The 19,091-nt window shown below is 56.8% G+C and carries 15 protein-coding genes; 7 read left to right on the top strand and 8 right to left on the bottom strand.

Translation table 11 applies throughout. The features are described from left to right. Window positions 1-22: 22 nt before the first annotated feature. A complete protein-coding gene (locus tag P8935_RS17670) occupies window positions 23-2,764 on the bottom strand; it encodes a pitrilysin family protein (protein WP_348261619.1) in 2,742 nt (913 codons plus the stop codon). A gap of 523 nt (window positions 2,765-3,287) precedes the next feature. Between P8935_RS17670 and P8935_RS17675 the strand changes: the two genes are divergently transcribed. From P8935_RS17675 to P8935_RS17695, 5 genes are read left to right on the top strand one after another with little or no spacing between them, the layout of a single operon-like run. Next, window positions 3,288-4,187, top strand: coding sequence for a phosphoribosylaminoimidazolesuccinocarboxamide synthase (locus P8935_RS17675; RefSeq protein WP_348261620.1), 900 nt, complete (start codon window positions 3,288-3,290; stop codon window positions 4,185-4,187). A gap of 12 nt (window positions 4,188-4,199) precedes the next feature. Further along, window positions 4,200-4,742, top strand: coding sequence for a CvpA family protein (locus P8935_RS17680; protein WP_348261621.1), 543 nt, complete (start codon window positions 4,200-4,202; stop codon window positions 4,740-4,742). A 56-nt stretch (window positions 4,743-4,798) separates the two neighbouring features. Continuing rightward, window positions 4,799-5,086, top strand: a complete 288-nt coding sequence (locus P8935_RS17685) for a helix-turn-helix domain-containing protein (RefSeq protein ID WP_348261622.1) — start codon at window positions 4,799-4,801, stop codon at window positions 5,084-5,086. Between the two features lie 19 nt (window positions 5,087-5,105). After that, the gene (locus P8935_RS17690) at window positions 5,106-5,843 is read left to right on the top strand and encodes an HAD family hydrolase (protein ID WP_348261623.1); all 738 of its coding nucleotides are present in this window, start codon (window positions 5,106-5,108) and stop codon (window positions 5,841-5,843) included. Then, on the top strand, window positions 5,840-7,768 hold the full coding sequence (locus P8935_RS17695; RefSeq protein ID WP_348261624.1) for a hypothetical protein: 1,929 nt from the start codon (window positions 5,840-5,842) through the stop codon (window positions 7,766-7,768). Before P8935_RS17690 ends, P8935_RS17695 begins: the two co-directional genes overlap by 4 nt. A gap of 90 nt (window positions 7,769-7,858) precedes the next feature. Here the strand turns inward: P8935_RS17695 and P8935_RS17700 are convergent, their stop codons facing one another. The 7 genes from P8935_RS17700 to P8935_RS17730 form a co-directional block, all read right to left on the bottom strand. Beyond that, window positions 7,859-8,845 carry a thioredoxin domain-containing protein gene (locus P8935_RS17700; RefSeq protein ID WP_348261625.1) on the bottom strand — a complete coding sequence of 329 codons (987 nt, stop codon included), beginning with the start codon at window positions 8,843-8,845 and terminating at the stop codon, window positions 7,859-7,861. A gap of 43 nt (window positions 8,846-8,888) precedes the next feature. Continuing rightward, window positions 8,889-10,532 carry an NAD+ synthase gene (locus tag P8935_RS17705; protein WP_348261626.1) on the bottom strand — a complete coding sequence of 548 codons (1,644 nt, stop codon included), beginning with the start codon at window positions 10,530-10,532 and terminating at the stop codon, window positions 8,889-8,891. 45 nt (window positions 10,533-10,577) lie between these two features. Next, a complete protein-coding gene (locus tag P8935_RS17710; RefSeq protein WP_348261627.1) occupies window positions 10,578-12,095 on the bottom strand; it encodes a sugar transferase in 1,518 nt (505 codons plus the stop codon). A 228-nt stretch (window positions 12,096-12,323) separates the two neighbouring features. After that, window positions 12,324-13,217 (bottom strand): ATP-binding cassette domain-containing protein, encoded by an 894-nt coding sequence (locus P8935_RS17715; protein WP_348261628.1) that lies wholly within the window; start codon window positions 13,215-13,217, stop codon window positions 12,324-12,326. 4 nt (window positions 13,218-13,221) lie between these two features. Next, complete coding sequence (locus P8935_RS17720; protein WP_348261629.1) at window positions 13,222-13,902, bottom strand: molybdenum cofactor guanylyltransferase; 681 nt, start codon at window positions 13,900-13,902, stop codon at window positions 13,222-13,224. Further along, entirely contained in the window at window positions 13,899-15,269 is a 1,371-nt protein-coding gene (locus P8935_RS17725) for a dipeptidase (protein ID WP_348261630.1), read from the bottom strand. Before P8935_RS17725 ends, P8935_RS17720 begins: the two co-directional genes overlap by 4 nt. Window positions 15,270-15,353: 84 nt before the next feature. Further along, window positions 15,354-15,677, bottom strand: coding sequence for a rhodanese-like domain-containing protein (locus P8935_RS17730; protein ID WP_348261631.1), 324 nt, complete (start codon window positions 15,675-15,677; stop codon window positions 15,354-15,356). Between the two features lie 63 nt (window positions 15,678-15,740). On the opposite strand from P8935_RS17730, the gene P8935_RS17735 reads away from it, so the two are divergent. Both P8935_RS17735 and P8935_RS17740 read left to right on the top strand, forming a co-directional pair. Further along, window positions 15,741-17,549 carry an ABC-F family ATP-binding cassette domain-containing protein gene (locus tag P8935_RS17735; protein ID WP_348265353.1) on the top strand — a complete coding sequence of 603 codons (1,809 nt, stop codon included), beginning with the start codon at window positions 15,741-15,743 and terminating at the stop codon, window positions 17,547-17,549. Between the two features lie 96 nt (window positions 17,550-17,645). Next, on the top strand, window positions 17,646-19,034 hold the full coding sequence (locus P8935_RS17740) for a sigma-54 dependent transcriptional regulator (RefSeq protein ID WP_348261632.1): 1,389 nt from the start codon (window positions 17,646-17,648) through the stop codon (window positions 19,032-19,034). Window positions 19,035-19,091 lie beyond the last annotated feature (57 nt).

Genomic DNA, 19,091 nt, shown 5'->3' on the forward strand with positions numbered 1-19,091 from the left:
TTGAAACACCCTGTGTTCGAGGCTATTGGTAGACGCCAACCTTTTTGAAGTCGCCACCTTTTACGATGTTGAGCGCGGTGGGATCGACGTGATGCTTGAACGCGTCGTTGACCTGCTGCGGAGTAAGCGCGGCTACGGCGGCTTCGAGTTTCGCATCCCACTGCATGGTGCGTCCCCAGTATTCGCGACTGATGAGAAGCGAGGCGATGGAGCCTTCTTCAGAGCGCTGCACGGTGCGCTCATCGAGCCAGGTTTTCTTGGCCTTCTCGACCTCATCCGCGGTGAAACCGTCCTTGAGTGCGAGAGCTAATTCCTCGTTGAAGTCGGCTTCGACCTTGGGCATGTTCTGCGGGGCGGCAATCGCGAAGCCGATCATAGCGGCAGAATCATCTTCGGTCGGGATCTGAAACTGAGTACCGGCGCCATAGCTGAGGCCGTCTTTGACACGGATGCGCCGGAAGATGCGTGAATTGGGCGAGCCACCAAACACCATGCCCGCGATAGTGACAGCGGCGTAGTCGGGATCGGTGTCTTTCATCTTCAGAGGTATTCCGGCCAGGAAGAGGCCATTCTGCTTGTCCGGTGTTTCGATCTTGTGGTTGACTGCTTCGACCTTCGTGTAGGAATCGGTCACGCGATGGTAGGGACTAGGGCTTTTCCAGTCGCCAAAGAGTTCGGTGACAAGTTTGCGCATTGCTTCGGGATCGAATTGACCGCTCAGAACTATCTCGCCATCGCCGGGACCGTAGAACTGCTGATAGAAGCTACGTACCTGGTCGAGGGTAACTTTTTTGTCGTCTTCGATCTGTTCATCGAGAGTAGAGACATAGTGGACATGGCCGCGTGGGAACTCAGAGTTGAGATGACGGAAAAGATCGAGCTGCACGAGGTTGTTGGGCTCGGTCTTCCCTTCTTCCGCGCTGGCGATGCGCTGCTGACGAACCTGTTCGAACTCAGTCTCGGGGAATGATGGTTCGCGGAGAAGTTCGCGGACCAAGCGCAAAGACTCGGCTAGATTGGCGTCGAGGGTGCGGATGCTGGCATTGGCCTCGGTGACGCCGCCGGTGACGCTGATCTGTGCTTTCAGTTTGTCGGTTGCGTCTTGAATCTGCTGACGGTTCTTATTCTTGGTGCCGCGCATCAGGAGCGCACCGGCGATTTCGGCTTGAGTGATTTTGCCGAAGAGAGATTTTTCATCGCCAAAGTGCATGTTGATGCGGGCTACGACGGTTCCACCACGCGTCTTCTTGGGGAACATGACGAGCTTGATGCCGTTGGGAAGCTTGGCGCGTACAATTCGGGCTTCAATGTTCTGCGGGGTAGGATCGAAAGTCTCACCCTCTTGGATGGTTGCACCCCCCTTGTAGTCTTTGAAGACTGTGGCGAGATCAGGAGTGGCGGGAATCACGGCACGATCAGGAGTGGCCGTGGGTAGGAATTCGCCTTCGGTGCGATTAGACGATTTGAGGTAGGCCTTGGCGACGCGGGTTACGTCTTCAGGCTTCACCTTGGCGACTTCATCGCGATTGAGGAATAGGCCTCGCCAGTCGCCCTGGCCGATGGATCTGCCAAGAATGATGGAGACGGTCTGCGAGTTGGTGAGGGCAAGCTCAATGTTCTTGAGGATACGGCCCTTGGCACGATCGACTTCCTCTTGCGTGGGAGGGTTTGCGGCAAAACCCTCGACGACTTTGATGAGCGTCTGCTGCGCATCGTCGATGGACTGATCGGGCTTGAGCTGCGCAAAGGCTTCGGCGACACCGGGATCGTGCATGCCATCGGCGCTCATGTTAGTGGAGACGGCCTTCTTGGTATCGACCAGTTCCTTATAGAGACGGCCAGTCTGCGGTGCGCCAAGAATTTGAGCGGCAACTTCGAGTGCTGCGGCATCGGGGTGAAGAGCGGCAGGAATGTGGTAAACGACAACGATGGCCTGAATATTTCCTACGCGGCGGAGAAGGACGGAGCGCTCGCCTTCCTGGGTCGGCTCTGAGACGTAAGGCTGCTTGAGGACGCGATCGGGTTTAGGAAGCGCACCGATGGTCTCAGCGACCATGGCAAGAGCCTTGGATTCATCGAACTGTCCTGCGATCACGAGGTCCGCATTGTCGGGCTGGTAATACTTCTTGTAGAAGACTTCGAGGTTCTCCGCCGGTACCCGTTCAACATCGGTACGGTTGCCAATGACGGTTTTACCGTAGTTGTGGAAGTTGTAGGCCGAGGCGAGGACGCGTTCCTCAAGCACCTCAACCGGGTTGTTCTCACCGGCTTCCATTTCGTTGCGAACTACCGTCATTTCTGTATCGAGATCTTTTTTGTTCATGGGCATGCGAGCCATGCGATCGGCTTCAAGGCCGAGGGCCCAGCGCAGATTCTCGTCGCTGGCGTTGAAGGTCTCAAAGTACATGGTCTGGTCGTAATCGGTTGTGCCGTTGAATGATCCGCCTGCCCTGTCGGTGAGTTCCTTGAATAGCTCGTGGCCAGTGGTCGAGGTCTTGAAGGTCATGTGCTCGAGGAGGTGAGCCATGCCGGTTTCGCCGTATCCCTCGTTCCGCGAACCCACGTGATAGACCACATTCACAGTGGTTTTGGGCTTGGAGTTGTCAGGGAACAGGAGGACATGAAGACCGTTCGGAAAGGAATACTCTGTGACGCCTTCGATGGAAGTAACCTTCTGGACGCCGGGCGGCAATGTCTGTGCAAAGGTTGCGGCGGCAAGAGCGATTACACAAGAGGTTAGGACTAGCAGTCTTTTAAGGCCCATGGGTTCAATTCACCTTTCAGCGGATTGCTGAATTATAGCGAGTGAACGGGGAACGGGGCGCTGAATTCATAATGACTCGTGTGAGGGAATCTGTCGTCAGTTTGTGTTCGGAGCAAAAAATCGCCCCCGAAGGAACTCTTCGCTTCGGAGGCGCTTGCTTTGGAATACTCAAGAAACACAAGATGAAGACGGGGACCAGTAGCTGGCACTGGAGGTCGGTAGTACGCAGCTACTGGCGATCCCAATTAAAACGAAGCTAGCCGCGGCTTCCCCTTTCCACTGCCGCCTCGTACCACCCGGCTCAAAGGAAGTCTTCTTACGGGCTTCCGAACCTTGGTGACAAATGAAGTTTCGCCCAAGTCGTTCCGGCGCTCCGTGACGGCTGTCACACAGCATTGTGGGAAACGCAGGTGGACATGGATTTGGTTCTCCTGCCAGTTAATTTATCGAATCAAGCGGGTTTGACAAAGCGAGGCGCGGGCAAGAAAATCGGAGATTCACGGCGCCGAGGAAAGACCCTTCCATGACAACTCTTTTGAAGACAGATTTAGGCACGATTCCGCTGATCGGCCGAGGCAAAGTGCGTGATTTGTATGCGGTGGGCGATGCCCTGCTGATGGTCGCAACAGACCGCATTTCGGCTTTCGATCATGTTCTCGGCACTGGGATTCCGGGCAAAGGCAAGATCCTGACGCAGCTTTCGTTGTTTTGGTTTGATCTGGTGCGGGACATCGTGCCGAATCACCTGATCGCGACCGAAGTAAAGGATTTTCCGGCGGAGCTGCATCAGTATGCGGATCAGCTCGAGGGCCGATCGATGCTGGTGAAGCGCGCGCAGATGTTTCCAGTGGAATGCGTGGCGCGGGGATACATAGCGGGGTCGGGATGGAAAGAATACAAGGCCAGCGGAACAGTGTGCGGAGTCAAGTTGCCAGCGGGATTGCAGGATGGGTCGCAGTTGCCAGAGCCAATGTTTACTCCTTCGACCAAAAGTCAGGACGGAACGCATGATGAAAATATTCCGTACACAGACGTAGAGACGGTTGTGGGCGTGGATGATGCGCATGAGTTGCGGCGGCTGACGCTGGCGATTTATGAAAAAGCCGGAAGACATGCGAAATCGAAGGGGCTGATACTGGCGGACACCAAGTTTGAATTTGGCCGAACGCAGGATGGGATTGTCTTAGCCGATGAAGTGCTGACGCCGGACTCTTCGCGCTTCTGGGAAGCATCAGGGTGGAAGCCTGGCGGGGCGCAGCCAAGTTTTGACAAGCAGTTTGTGCGCGACTACCTGGAAAGCATTCGATGGAACAAGCAAGCTCCGGCACCGAGTCTTCCTGACGATGTGGCGAAGCGTACACTCGAGAAATATCTCGAAGCATTTCGCCGGTTGACCGGACGGGAAATTGATGTGACGGTCTAAATGATGGATGGGATGACGCTCGTCGATTGGATTATTGTGGCGGTGCTTGTACTGGCCGTGCTGGCGGGATTTGCGCGCGGATTCTTTCGTTCCGCATTTTCGCTGGCTGGATTGGTTGTGGGGCTTTCACTGGCTGCATGGAACTACTGGCGCCTTGCACCGGTACTGAAGCCGTTGGTGCGATCGATTGAAGCTGCCGATGCGATAGCATTCATCATCATCGCGGTATTGGTGATGGTGGTGGCGGCCATCGCCGGATCACTCCTGGCGAAGCTCTTCGAGAAGGTGGGACTGGGTTGCCTGGACAGGCTGGCGGGTGGACTTTTCGGTTTCGTCCAGGGACTATTTTTTGTTTTGGTGGGAATTCTCGTTACGGTGGCGTTCTTCCCGCAAACTGTGTGGTTGACTGAAGCGAAGTTACCAAGGTATTTCTTTGGTGCACTCCATGTGAGTATTCGCGTTACCCCGTCGCGGCTTTCAGATCGTGTGCGCAAGGAATTGCAGACGCTGGAATCGGAATCACAGAAATTGATCCATGAAGAGAAGAGCAAATAATTTTTCGCGGGCTGGAGCCTGCCGGTTGTGGCAATCTAATAGAGCAAGAGGTTGACGTGAGACGAGACCTGGACAGCCTGGTAACACAGATGCATTCCACCGGCATTCGTTATGAGGATGCCGTGAAAGAGTTTAAAAGACAGTATCTGCGCGAAGTGCTGGCGGCCAACAAGGGAAACCAGTGCAAGGCAGCAGAGGAACTGGGTATCCACAGGAATACACTCAGCCGCACGATGGCGGAACTGGGCATCAGCCTGGCGGAAATTCGCGCTGGGCTCAAGCGTCCACCACGCAGCGAACGTCCTATATTTGGAGCCGCACGCCAGGGCATACGCCAGGGCTGAGGCCGAGCTCCCCAACGGCATGCAGACAACTCAGCAGAACAACGAAGCGCGAACAGCCATCGAAGACGGGTTTGCCTGGGATGCGCAGGACGCGTACTTGTTCGATATTGACGGCACGCTCTTGCGAAGCCGCGATCGCGTGCACTTTGACAGCTTTGCTACAACCTTGAGAGAAGTGATGGGGTTTGAAGTGTCCCTCGAAGGCGTGCCTCTGGCGGGAAACACGGATACCTCCATATTGCGCGAGGCTTGCGATCGCGCTGGAATCCCGGCGGATGTACTAGAGCCCCAGGTTGCTGCCATCCTTGAGGGCATGTGCCACAACGTAAGCGGCCGACGGAATGAGATGCATCCGGTCCTGATGCCGGGTGTCGAAAAAACGCTGAAGTATCTTGCCGATCGCGGCGCGACCCTGGGTGTGGCCACAGGGAACCTGGAGATGATTGGCTGGATCAAGGTGGAGCGGGCGGGAATTCGCGAATGGTTTCGTTTTGGAGGGTTCAGCGATCACTTTCCTGTTCGCTCGGAGCTGATCGGAAATGCGGCGGCAAAAGCTCGCGAATTAGCTGGTACGCATGCCAGCGTTTGTGTGGTGGGCGATACGCCGCGAGATATCGAAGCCGCGCATGCGAATGGGTTGCCGGTGATCGCGGTCGCGACTGGACACTTTACGTTTGACGAACTGCTGGAGCACAAGCCCGAGGTGTGTGCGACAACGCTTGCTGATTTGCTGGCAATGACGCAGGGCGCGGCATGATGACGGTTCGGCGCAAATTTGGACCTGTTCTTGCAGCCGTGCTATTGGCGGCGGTTGCGGGCGCACAGCAAACGCCGACACCGGCTTCGCCAAGTGGCACCCCGCCTGCCACGGATGCGCAAGCAAACGACAACAGCCCTGCCAGGAATATCACGGGTAAGGAACGTAGGCGCGCGACCAAGCTTTATCTCGAAGCGTCTAAACTGTTCCAGAAAGAGCAGTATGACGCCGCGATTCGTGACTACGAAGAGGCTGCGAAGCTTGACCCGGAGAATCCCAACTATGCCGCAGCCACAGAGGTAGCGCGCAGCCACGCGGTCACGGAACTGATCCAGACGGCTGCGAAGGCGCGGATACGCGGTGACAAGACCGCCGAAGAAACAGCACTGCGAAGAGCCTCTGAACTGGATCCAAAGAACATTGGCGTGGCGGAGCACCTCCGCGAGATGGCTGCCGATGCAGCGGAAGCACAAACCAAGCCCTTGTACGAAGCCGGACCGGATTCCCTCGCTCCTGCTCCGATGCTGCAACCGATTGCGGGAACGCATAGTTTTCATCTCAAAACGGACCGACGCACGGCGATACAGACGGTGTATCGGTCGTACGGCATTGAAGCATCGGTCGATCAGAGCGTGACGGGACCGCCGGTACGGTTTGATTTGGATGACGCAGATTTCAGACAAGCGACCCAGGCGGTGAATATGGCTACCGACTCTTTCACAGTCCCTCTGGATGCGCATCGCGCACTGGTGGCCAAAGACACGCGTGAGAATCGCCAGCAGTTTATGCGGCAGGAGTTCGAAACGATCTACCTGGGCGGCATGACGACCACAGAAATGACCGATATCGGGAACATGGCCAAACAGGTGTTCCAGGCGCAGCAGGTGGTAGTGGAGCAGAGCGCGGGCACGCTGACGATTCGCGCTACGACCGACAAGCTGAACGCTTTCAACGAGACACTGCGCCAACTTCTGGATGGACGAAGCCAGGTACTCCTGGATATCAAGCTGATTCAACTCGCGCACAATAATTCCCGCAATACCGGCGTGCAGCCTCCGCAACAGATCACGGCATTCAACGTATACGCGGAAGAGCAAGCAATTCTGAATCAGAACCAGGCTCTTGTGCAGCAGATTATCTCTTCGGGGCTGGCGGCGCCGGGGGACACGCTGACGATTCTGGGAATTCTGCTGGCGTCGGGGCAGGTTTCAAGTTCGATTTTTCAAAATGGAATTGTGCTGTTCGGCGGGGGATTAACACTTTCCGGCGTAACACCGGCGCCTGTTGCCATCAATCTAAAGCTGAATTCGTCGGAGTCGCGCGAACTGGATGCAGTGCAAATGCGGCTCGGTGACGGCGAAGAGGGCACGCTGAAGAGCGGCTCCCGTTATCCAATTGAGACTTCACAGTACTCGAACCTCGGCACGGGGGGAATCAACATTCCGGGACTGACGACGGCGGGTACATCCGGAGCGCTGAGTTCGCTGCTGTCGCAATTGAACACGGGAGCGCAGACGATTCCCCAGGTCGAGTACCAGGATCTTGGGCTCACTTTCAAGGCCACTCCGCGGGTGATTCGCAGCGGCGAGGTAGCGCTGACGATGGATCTAAAGATCACGGCGCTCGGTGGTTCGGCGTTGAATGGCGTACCGATTCTGAATAATCGCAGCTACTCCGGCGTCGTGACGCTCAAGGAGGGTTCGGGTGTGGTGGTTGTGAGTTCGGTGGACAAGGAAGAGAGCCGCGCGCTAAGCGGACTGCCGGGTTTGACCGAGATTCCGGGGTTAAATCAGATTACCGACACGGATGTGCAGCGGAACTACGCGAGCCTCTTAATCATCGTTACACCACGGGTGGTACGCAGTACGCAGGCAGCGGGACATTCGCCCGTGTTGCGCATCGAGCGGGGATCGACGACTCAGTAAGGCGCATGTTCGAAATAAAAGCCCCCAGATGAGTTGAGTCTCTTCGGGGGGCTTTTATTTCCGCTGCACAGAATCCATCGTGATCTGAATCTATTGCGTGACGCCGTCCGCTTTTGCTTGAAACTCGATGATCTGCTTAAGGGTTTCGTAGGGTGCATTGGCGGCCACTTCGCGGCCGTTGATCACCAGGGTTGGCACGGATGCAATCTGCAGATCCTTACTGAGCGCAATGGAGGAATCGACGACAGCCTTGGTTTCTGGCGAAGAGGCGCAGGCTGAGACTTTTGCCGGATCGAGGCCGGCTTTAGTTGCAGCGCTGTTGAGGGTCAATGTTGCGCCGTCAGCGGTTCCAAGGCCATCCTGACCGTCGAAAACCGCTGCCGCGAATTGAAAGAAAGCGGAGCTGCCGGCTAGCTTGGCTACGCAGGCTCCATACGCGGCAGCAGTTACGGATTGAGGGTGAATTGAAGGGAGCGGATCGTTCTGGAACACGATGCGCGCTTTAGGAAAATCTGCGACCAGCTTTTCCATGTTGGCCTGTGCAGCCTTGCAATGGGGGCATTGGAAGTCAGCGAACTCGACGAGTTCGAGATCCTTCGACGCCGAACCACGATAAGGTCCGTCGGCACGTTGCTGGAGAATGGCGCGATTGGCGGCGAAGGGATGCTCGCCGAAGGAAATGATCTTCTCCCCGACAATGATGTGCTTTTGATCGGGCGTGGTGAAGAAGCCGAAGCGATAGGGTTGCTGTTTGCCGCTTTTGTCGCCGACGTAGACGATGACCTTGCTCATCCCGGTGATCTCGGTTTTCTGGATGGCCTGCACCTGCCACATCGCGTTTTGGTCAAAGCCCAAGTTGGCCTGCATGAATGCGTTGACTACATCCTTGGTGGGCGATGTCGCGGTGAAGTCTGCCGGATCGGGCGCAGGAAAAACGGGTGCGGCGGCAGGGGCTGCCGGGGCCGAGGCTGCATCGGGCGTAGCGGGAGTCTGATCCTGCGCAAAGACACGATTCACAGGAGAAAAAAGCAGGGCCAATGCGGTTATAACGGCCAGTCGAGCGGAATTACGGATCAAGCGAATATCTCCTTCATAGGCGGGAAAGTTCCCGACCTTTAGCTTATACCTGGACTTTGACGGCGATGGGAAAGCGACGGCCCATACCGAAGGACTTCGAAGTCACCTTCAAGACTGGAGCGGCTTGCTGGCGTTTGTACTCGGACCGCTCCACGAGGCGAACTACCTGTTGGACGAGTTCGAGCGGAAAACTGTTCTTCTGGGCGATGCACTCGGGAGTTTCGTAACGCTCCACGTAGGCTTCGAGAATGGGATCGAGGACTTCGTAGGGTGGCAGCGAATCTGTGTCTTTCTGATCCGGGCGCAGCTCGGCCGAGGGCGGCTTCTCAATGATCGAGCTGGGGATGATTTCTCGCTCACGATTGAGCCAGCGACAAATGGCATAGACACGGGTCTTGATGAGGTCGCCGATGACGGCGAGTGCTCCGACCATATCGCCGTAGAGAGTGCAGTAGCCGACGGCCATTTCGGACTTGTTGCCGGTGGTAAGAACGAGGGAACCAAACTTATTGGAGAGGGCCATCAGCAGGTTGCCGCGGATGCGCGATTGCAGGTTCTCTTCGGTCAGGTCGGGCTTTGTTCCTGCAAAGAGCGGATCGAGCGCGCGAGCGTATTGATGAAACAAATCAGAGATGGCAATGATCTCGAAGCGGATGCCGAGGTTAGCGGCGAGGGTGCGACTGTCGTCGATCGATCCCTTCGAAGAGTAGGGACTGGGCATGCCGATGGCGAGAACGTTCTCCGGACCCAGGGCATCTGCGGCGATCGCGGCCACAAGTGCGGAGTCGATGCCGCCGCTCAAGGCAATGAGGACTTTGCTGAAGCCGCACTTGCGCACATAGTCGCGAGTTCCGAGGACGAGGGCCTTGTAAGCAGCCTCGGTGTCGTCGTCGGTCGGTTCGGGAATCGGAGGCGCGCTGAAAGGGTCGACGATGACGAGATCTTCAGCGAAGGACTTGGCCTGGGCAACCAGATCGCCGTGCTTATTGAGGACGATCGAAGACCCGTCGAAGATGAGGCTGTCGTTGCCGCCGACCTGGTTGCACATGAGCACTGGAATTCCATCGCGATTGGCGATGGCGGCAAGCATCTGGCGACGGACCTTACGTTTGGAATGCCAGAACGGGGAGGAAGAGAGATTGATGTGGATGGAGGGATTCTGGCGCATCAACTCCTCGAGAGGATCGAGTGCATAGAGGCGGCGCGGCCAGAAGTTTTTATCGTTCCAGGCGTCTTCGCAGATGGAGATGGCTAAACGGAGACCATCGAGTTCTACAACTTGCTGCCGGGTAGTGGGGAGGAAGTAGCGCTGCTCGTCAAAGACATCGTAAAAGGGCAACAGGCGCTTGTGTTGCTCCAGCAGCACGTGGCCGCAATCCAGAAGCACAGCAGCGTTAACAGCAGGCTTACCGGCATCCGGAGGTGCTGGGAGTGCGACGCCTGCGATGATGGCGGTGGACAGATCGCGCGTGGCTGCGGCAAGTTCATCGACGGCCGTGCGGCAGCGCTTGAGGAAACTCGGTTTCTCAAGAAAATCGGCGGGCGGATAACCACAGATTGCGAGTTCGGAAAATACTGCGATGCGCGCGCCTTGGTCAGCCGCGCGTCGCGTTCCTGCAATGATTTTTTCAAGATTGCCGGTGAAATCCCCGACCGTGGGGTTGATCTGGGCCAGTGCGATCTTCACTTTTCCAGTTTAATGGCACAGGCATGGTTCAGGCGAGTAACGGCCTTAGGAACCAGTGCCGGAGAAGACTACGCCAATCGTGCGGATAAGGATCTTGAGATCGAGGAAGATGCTCCAGTTCTCAATGTAGGTCACGTCGAGAGAGACATAGCTGTCGAACGAGGGATCCTGGCGCCCCTGCACCTGCCAGAGGCCGGTAATGCCGGGCGTGACATCGAGGCGACGGAGATGACTGAGCTTATACTCCATAACTTCGCTGGCGATGGGCGGACGTGGGCCGACCACGCTCATATCGCCGCGCAACACGTTGATGAACTGCGGCAGTTCGTCGAGCGAGTACTTGCGCAGCAGGCGGCCAAGACGTGTGATGCGGGGATCGTTGGAGATTTTGAACAGTACGCCATCGCGCTCGTTCATGTGCATGAATTCAGCGCGTCGCTTCTCTGCATCCCGCACCATGGTGCGGAACTTGAAACAGCGGAAGACCCGGCCTTTCTTGCCAATACGCTCTGAAGCGTAAAAGACGGGTCCCTTGGATTCAAGCTTGATTGCAATCGCGAGGAGAATGAGGAAGGGCGATAGCAACAGAAGCAAAGTGCCGGAAAACAAAACATCAAGGACTCGCTTAACTACAAAGCCGAGTTCAGGAACATGGCCTCGATGGAGAGGAATGGTCGGGAACTGGCCGATATATTCGACCGGACTATTCCAGGCTAGGCCGTCGTAAAGGTCAGGAACCACTCGAAGATCGACTCCATGCATGCGGGACTTTTCGAGTACTTCTTGAACAATGCCGCGCTCGCAGGGGGCGGCGAAAAAGATCTCGTCAACGAATTGTTTACGGGCGTGCTGGAAGAGCGAATCGAGTGTGCCGACTACATCTCCGCTGGAAGACATCATTTGCGAAGAAGTGCCGGGGAACTCAATGAAGCCTTTGAACGTGTAGCCGAGGTGGCGGATGCTCTCGAGGTGATGGCGCAGCGCGTGGGCTTCGGCTCCGGTGCCGACGATGAGCACGTTGCGCGTGTCCTGACCACGCTCGAACCTACGGTACATCAGGGTGCGGTAAATGAAGCGGCGTACGCAAAGTGAAACCGTCACCAAGGCCAGCGTCAGCATGACGATGCCGCGCGGGATGTCTTCGGCGCGAACGAGGTAGAGCGTCCCCGTAAGCAGAAGACCAGAAGTGAAGCAAACTTGAACGGTGAGGCGCTGCTCGTGCAGGAACGAACTAAGTCGCGTAGGCGAATAAAGATGAAGGCGGCGGCTGGTGACAATTAGTGAAGTGGCGAAGCCGCAGAGTAAGCCGAGCAAAATCCATGTGGAGCGGCCCGAAAACAGTGTTCCATTAAAGAAAGCACGAACTCCAACCACAGGGCCGGTATGACGTTCATAGAATGTGGCGATTACCGCAGATACCAGGACGGTCAGGAAATCCAGGAACATCCAGAACTTAACTTTTCCCTGGGAACTGCGCGATGAGCTAGACGAGGCATCCGTGACCCATTCAGACGGCGATGCCACTGAAGCGGAAACTCTTTGCCAGAAATCCGATGTTGCCATATGCCTAGCGCTTGCCTCAGAAGTTCAAGTTAGTCAGGAAAAGTTGGGGGTATTTCCTCGAATGAACCGCGCAAGGAACAGGTGCCAGCAGAGTCGTACGCTGAGTGCTGAGGTTTTGAGACCACAGTTCAGTAGAAGGTTGCCTGAGAGTGCCGCAAGTCAGCATTACTCAGGGAACGTGCTTGCAAGTCCATTATCGCCGAGAGCACATAAATAAGTCATCAATTGTTATGCCGAAGGTAACACGTAAGCATCGAGAGTAAGGAACTGCTGGATATGGGGTTCGGGGGACGCCATGAAGTCCTTAAGGGGCCCAAAAAAGGCTGCTCGTCCCTCATCCAGAAACAGCACCGTATCAGCTAGCCGTTCGGCAAATCGCATGTCATGAGTGACCACAATGCTTGTAAATCCAAGCTGTTGCTTGAGCCTTTGGATAAGTCCGCCAAGCCTTCGGGCGATGATGGGATCAACCATCGTTGTGGGCTCATCATAAAGAACAACCTCCGGCTGGGATGCTAGCGCACGGGCGATGGCCACCGCTCGACGACGACCGGCGGACAAACTGGCAGGTAACGCATCAGGTACGTCATCCGCGCCAACGAGTCCTAGCAGGCGATCTACTACCTGCTGGACCTGATCCTCTTCCTGGCCTCCGCGCTCACGTAGAGGAAAGGCGACATTTTCGCGGACGGTAAGGGAGTCAAACAGGGCGCCATTCTGAAAAACCATGGTTATGCGTCTTCGAATGGCTTGCATTTCTTCTTCGGTGTATTGATTGATTTCCTGGCCGTCGACCCGGATGGAGCCGACCTGCGGTTTAAGGAAACCGAGGAGGATGCGGAGAGAAACAGACTTCCCTACGCCGCTACGGCCCAGAATACAAAGAGTTTCGCCGCGATTCACGTAGAAGCTGACGTTGTCGAGGACCTTGCGCTCACCGAACCACATGGAAACGTGCTTGAAAGAGATCAGTGGCCAAGTGGTCTGCTCTTCTTCGGTGGAGGCGGGCTTGTCGCCGGCGATGTCTGCCAACACTTCCGTGGGAATCTCAGGAACCTCGTTCACCTGCAGATCGGGTGAGGGATCGCTGTTGGGCGTAGGTGCGAGGTCGGGGTCAGCCACAAGATCAGCTTACTTGAAGTTGCTTTCCAGCGAGTAGGGTTTCGGCGCGGTTGAGCTCCCGAGAGGAGTTTAGATTGAGGAACCAGACGGCGGGGGGAAAGTCATCTGAGTGAGGAATTTGACCAGATTGAAGCAGTAGCTCTACGGGCAAAACGGTGAATGGTTTCGACAGGATCCTGGACGCCTCTCGGAAGGCTTTCAGGCAGTTGCGGTCGTCAGAATGGAGGCTGGCTTGGAGCAGCGGTAGAGCTTCCCTGCGAATAACGACAGGAAATGTCTGAACAAAGGAGGAAGCGGAGAGCAGCGTGACGGCTGACTGGGTGATGTCGGCGTGACGGAGAAGATAGGCGACGAGCCTGGAAGGCAAGAGGGGCAGGTCTACTGGGAGGAATACGGCAAGCTCTGCGGTCCCGGAAGCCAGAGCCGTACAGATACCGGACAGGGGGCCTGTACCGGAACCGGATGGATCATCGCGAAGGATTGGTGCGAAGGATGAGAAGTCGGAGCGGGCACCGGCAATGCGGGGATCGAGACCGGCGTGGCGGAGGATATCAATGGCGTGCTGGATCAGTGGCTTGCCCGCCAGTGATATTAGAGCTTTGTCCTGACCCATGCGGGTGGAGAGACCGCCGGCGAGTACGAATGCGTCGGCGGTCGCCGGCAAGACAGAGTGCGGCAGGTTCAACGGCCTGCCTCCTCCAAGAATCGGATTAACGAACGAATTCCCAGCTCAAAGTTTTGAAGGCTGAATTTCTCGTTCGGGGCGTGGATGTTGTCGTCGGGGAGACCGAAACCCATCATTACGCTGGGCAGACCGAGGTGGCGATCGAAATCGCCAACGATGGGAATGGAACCGCCGGAGCGGATGAACACTGTGTCTTTGCCCCAGACTTCATGCAGTGCGTGCGTTGCGGCCTGAATGTATTTGTTGTTGACCGGGATGAGACAGGGGTCTCCAGAGTGGATGAGGCGAACTTCGACGTCGACGCCTGCGGGGGCGATCTTTTCGACGTAGCTTTTGTATTGGGCGAAGGCCTTGGCGGGAGTCATACCGGGGACAAGGCGCATGGAGACTTTGGCAACGGCCTTGGCTGGGATGACGGTCTTAGCGCCTGCCCCGATAAAGCCGCCGGGGATGCCGTGAACGTCGAGCGTTGGACGAGCCCAGGTGCGCTCGAGAACGCTGTAGCCATCTTCGCCGACGAGCTGGCGTGAACCCACTTCAGAGATGCGGTAATGCTCTTCGTCAAAAGGCAGGCTCTTCCACGCAGCGAGTTCTTCGGAACTGGGCGGAATTATGTCGTCGTAGAACCCGGGAATGAGGATGTGGCCGTTGTCGTCTTTGAGACGGGCAATGATTTGTGCGATAGCCGTGAAAGGATTGGGCGCTGCGCCGCCATACATACCGGAGTGGAGATCGGTCTTGGCACCGCGGACTTCGAGCTCGGTGTAGATCATGCCGCGCAGGCCAACGCAGAGTGTAGGCAGCCCAGGGGCGAATAGCTCCGTGTCGGAGACGAGGGCGAAGTCAGACTTGAGATTGGCGGGCTTGGAGGCTACATACTCCGCGATTCCCTCCCCTCCTACTTCTTCTTCACCTTCGAAGATGACACGGACATTAAGGGGGAGAGACTTGTTTGAAGCGAGCAAGGCTTCGAGGGCTTTGACCTGCATCCACACCTGGCCCTTATCATCGACGGCTCCGCGGGCGTAGATGTTGCCGTTACGCTCAGCGGGCTCGAAGGGAGGCGAGAGCCATTCGTCGATGGGGTCGGTGGGCTGGACGTCGTAATGGCCGTAGATGAGGACTGTGGGCTTCCCGCCTGCGTGGAGCCAGTCTCCGTAGACGAGCGGGTGGCCGGAGGTATCGATGAGACGGACGTTCTCCATGCCGATGCGCTTGAGTTCAGAAGCGAGGAACTCGGCGGCGCGACGGCAATCGTCTTTGTGCTCGGGAAGTGTGGAGATAGAGGGAATGCGAAGCAGGTCTTTCAATTCGTTCAAAAAGCGGGGGTGATTCTGTGTGGCGAAATCTACGGCGGGCGAAGACATGGTTGTGTCCCTTTCAACGAAATCGACAGGAGAGAGTATAGGTGGTCGGGGTGCAGTGGCGCCGTGTAGCGACTGATTGGAAGGTTAGTAGCGCGGAACCTTCGGATCGATTTCCGCCGACCACGCATCGATGCCGCCTCGCAGGGATTGGACGTTTTCAAAGCCCTGGTTGCGGAGCCATGCGGTGACGTTGAGAGAACGCTGTCCATGATGGCATAGAACCGTGATGTGCTCTTCGGGATCGAGTTCCTGATGAGCGCGGGCCGGAACGTCTCCCATCGGCATGGCGGTGCTCGGGTCGATGTGGGCCGTGGAGTATTCCCATGGCTCGCGGACATCGATGAGGCGGGTCTTGTTTTCGCTGAGAAGAGCCTGGGCTTCGCTTGGAGAGATTTCGTATTCGAGCATGAATCCAGTTTAGTGGGACGGGCAGGTCGCTTGAAGAGGCCCGAGGAAAGTAGTCTGGAAGAGATGCCGCCAATTTTGAATGCACAGTCGATCACGAAGCAGTTTGGGGCGAAGCCTCTTTTCAAGGACATTTCGTTCACCGTGGACGATGGGTCACGTATTGGGCTCATCGGGCCGAATGGCGCCGGAAAATCTACATTGCTGGCGATCCTGGCGGGAGCAGTTGAACCGGATGCAGGCGAACTGGCGGTAAGGAAGCGGGCACGGCCCGCCTATGTTCCGCAGGACTCGCGTTTTGCGGTCGGATTGACGGTGCGCCAGGTCCTGGAAGATGCACTCGGCACGGCGCACGTTAGCGAGGGCGAACGCGAGGGACGGTTGCGTGAGATTTCAGGGCGAGCCGGTTTTCAAGATCTGGTGGCAGAGGCGGCTTCGCTTTCAGGAGGGTGGCGCAAACGACTGGCAATCGTGGAGGCCCTAGTCAGTCATCCGGAGGTGCTGCTGCTGGATGAGCCGACAAATCATCTGGATCTGGCCGGGATTGAATGGCTGGAGGAGTTGCTGGCTGCCGCGAATTTTGCCGTGGTGACGGTGAGCCACGATCGCTATTTCCTTGAAGCAACATCGAGCGAAATCATCGAACTGAATCGGGTGTATGCAGAAGGCCTGTTTCGGGTGAAGGGAAATTTCAGCCGCTTCCTGGAGGAGCGCGAGGCGTATCTGGAATCGCAGAGCAGGCAGCAAGAGAGCTTGCGCAACCGCGTTCGGACGGAGATTGAGTGGCTGCGGCGGGGGCCCAAGGCCCGCACGACGAAATCGAAGGCGCGTATTGATTCGGCCAACGAGATGATTGGGCAACTGGCCGCGATGGATTCGCGGACCACGGTGAATTCGGCCGGCATTGATTTTGAAGCGACGCAGCGCAAAACCAAGCGGCTGGTGGAGTTCAGCGACGTGGCTTGCGACATTGGCGATCGCCGGCTTTTCAGCGGATTGAAATTCGTTCTTACGGCAGGGTCAAAGGTCGGGCTGGTGGGTCCTAATGGCAGTGGTAAGACCACTTTTCTTCGGCTCCTGCGCGGTGAGTTGGAACCGGCGGAAGGCAGCATTCGGAGGGCGGATGCGCTACGCCTCGTCTATTTCAGCCAGATGCGGGAGCTGGACGAGGAGCTTACGCTGAGGCGGGCACTGGCGCCGGAGGGGGATGGACTCGTTTACCAGGGGCGGAATGTGCATGTAGCGAGTTGGGCGGCGCGGTTTCTGTTTACGGGAGAACAGCTGAATCAACCAGTCAGGAACCTGAGCGGCGGCGAGCGTGCGCGGGTGCTGATTGCGAAGTTGATGCTGGAACCGGCGGACGTGCTGCTTCTGGACGAGCCAACGAACGATCTGGATATTCCGACGCTCGAGATTCTGGAGGAAAATCTACTGGAGTTTCCTGGAGCACTGGTGCTGGTGACGCATGATCGCTACCTGTTGAATCGCGTGGCGTCGACGGTGCTGGGGCTTGATGGTGAGGGACATATCGGGAAGTTCGCGGATTACGGACAGTGGGAGCAATGGCTGGAAGAAGACAGAACAGGGACCAGGGAACAGGAACCTGGAAACAAAGCGACAGAAGCCGCCGCGCCCCGAAATACCTCGCAGAAGAAAAAGCTCTCGTATATGGAGGCGCGGGAGTTTGCCACAATTGAGAAGCGGGTGGAGGAGAGCGATGAGCGGCTGGCGGCGGCCCGGGCGCGAGTCGAGGATCCGGATATCGCTTCGGATGCAGCGGCGCTGCAGGCCGCCTTGGCCGAGCTGGACGCTGCGCAGGATGAAAACGACTTGCTCTATGCGCGTTGGGCCGAATTGACGGACAAGGCAGTCTAAACTAGGTACTGGTATTGAATGTTCGTTTGAACTTGCTGTAAAGCTTCTACGACACGCGGCGAAACATTTGCATCGAAAGATGATATGCAGAATCCGGTGAAGGTCTTAATTGTCGAGGACGAACCTCATGCCCTGATGGGGCTTGCGGAATTGATTTCCGGCTGGGGTTACCAGACGGAGACGGCTCGCGATGGCGTTGAAGGATGGGAGAAGTCTCTTTCCTGGAATCCGGCGATTGTGGTGACAGATCTGAAGATGCCGCGAATGGACGGCCTCGGGCTGCTGACCAAGCTAGCCGAAAACGGAAACTCAAATGTGGCCGTTGTGCTGCTGACTGCGCAGGGATCGATTCAGTTGGCAGTGGATGCAATGAAGTTGGGCGCGTATGACTTTCTCCAGAAGCCGGTAGACGCTGCGCGGTTGAGATCGATCCTGACGAATGCGACGCGGCAACGGGCCACGGAGATTGAGCTGGAGGTTACGCGCAGGCAGTTGAGGAATACAGGCATATTAGGAACGATGGTGGGCAGTTCGAAGGCCATGCGCGAGATATTCGCACTGATCGAACAGATTGCGCCGTCGAATGTATCGGTTCTGATCACGGGCGAAAGCGGCACTGGCAAAGAGATGGTGGCACGGACGCTGCACGATCTGAGCCCGCGCAAGGGACGACCCTTTCTCGCGGTAAATTGTGCAGCGATTCCTGAAACGCTGATTGAGAGCGAGATCTTCGGTCATGAAAAGGGTGCGTTTACGGGTGCGGTGGAACGGCGGGCCGGGTGTTTTGAACTCGCCACAGGTGGAACGCTGCTGCTGGATGAGTTGGGCGAGATGCCGATTGGCACCCAGGCCAAGCTGCTGCGCGTGCTGGAAGAGCGGAAACTGCGCAGGTTGGGAGCTCGCAGCGAGCAGGATGTGGATGTGCGCGTTCTGGCGGCGACCAATCGCGATCCACAGGACGCAGTGACGCATGGGCATTTGCGAGCGGATTTGTTTTATCGATTGAATGTTTTTCACATTCATATGCCGCCCCTTCGCGAGCACATGGAAGATTTACAGGTAATGGCCGAAGCCATGGTGCGGGAGATGAATCAGAAGCACACGCGGCACGTCTCCGGATTATCAGATCAGATTCTGGACCGCCTGCTGGCTTACGACTGGCCGGGGAATGCGCGTGAACTTCGTAATACGATTGAGCGCGCGGTGATCCTGTGTCCTGATGGAACTCCGCTGGATGCATCGCATCTGCCGCGGACATTTGGTACCCCGCAACTGCCGGTGCCAGCCCGTGCAACCGACGCGAATGTTGTGCCGGTGCGCGTGGGAACGACAGTAGATGAGGCGGAGCGCATGCTGATTTTGCGGACGCTTGAATCGACGGGTCAGAATAAAACGCGTGCTGCCGAGATTCTGGGCGTGAGTCTGAAGACGTTGCATAACAAGCTGAAGGAATACAGCCATTCGCGGGAAGATCAACCAGTCTGATCGTATTGGCGTGGTCGGATAAGCTAAATTGGCTGCGCTGAAATTAGTCGGCTCAAG

The organism is Telmatobacter sp. DSM 110680, assembly GCF_039994875.1.
Lineage (GTDB): Bacteria > Acidobacteriota > Terriglobia > Terriglobales > Acidobacteriaceae > Telmatobacter.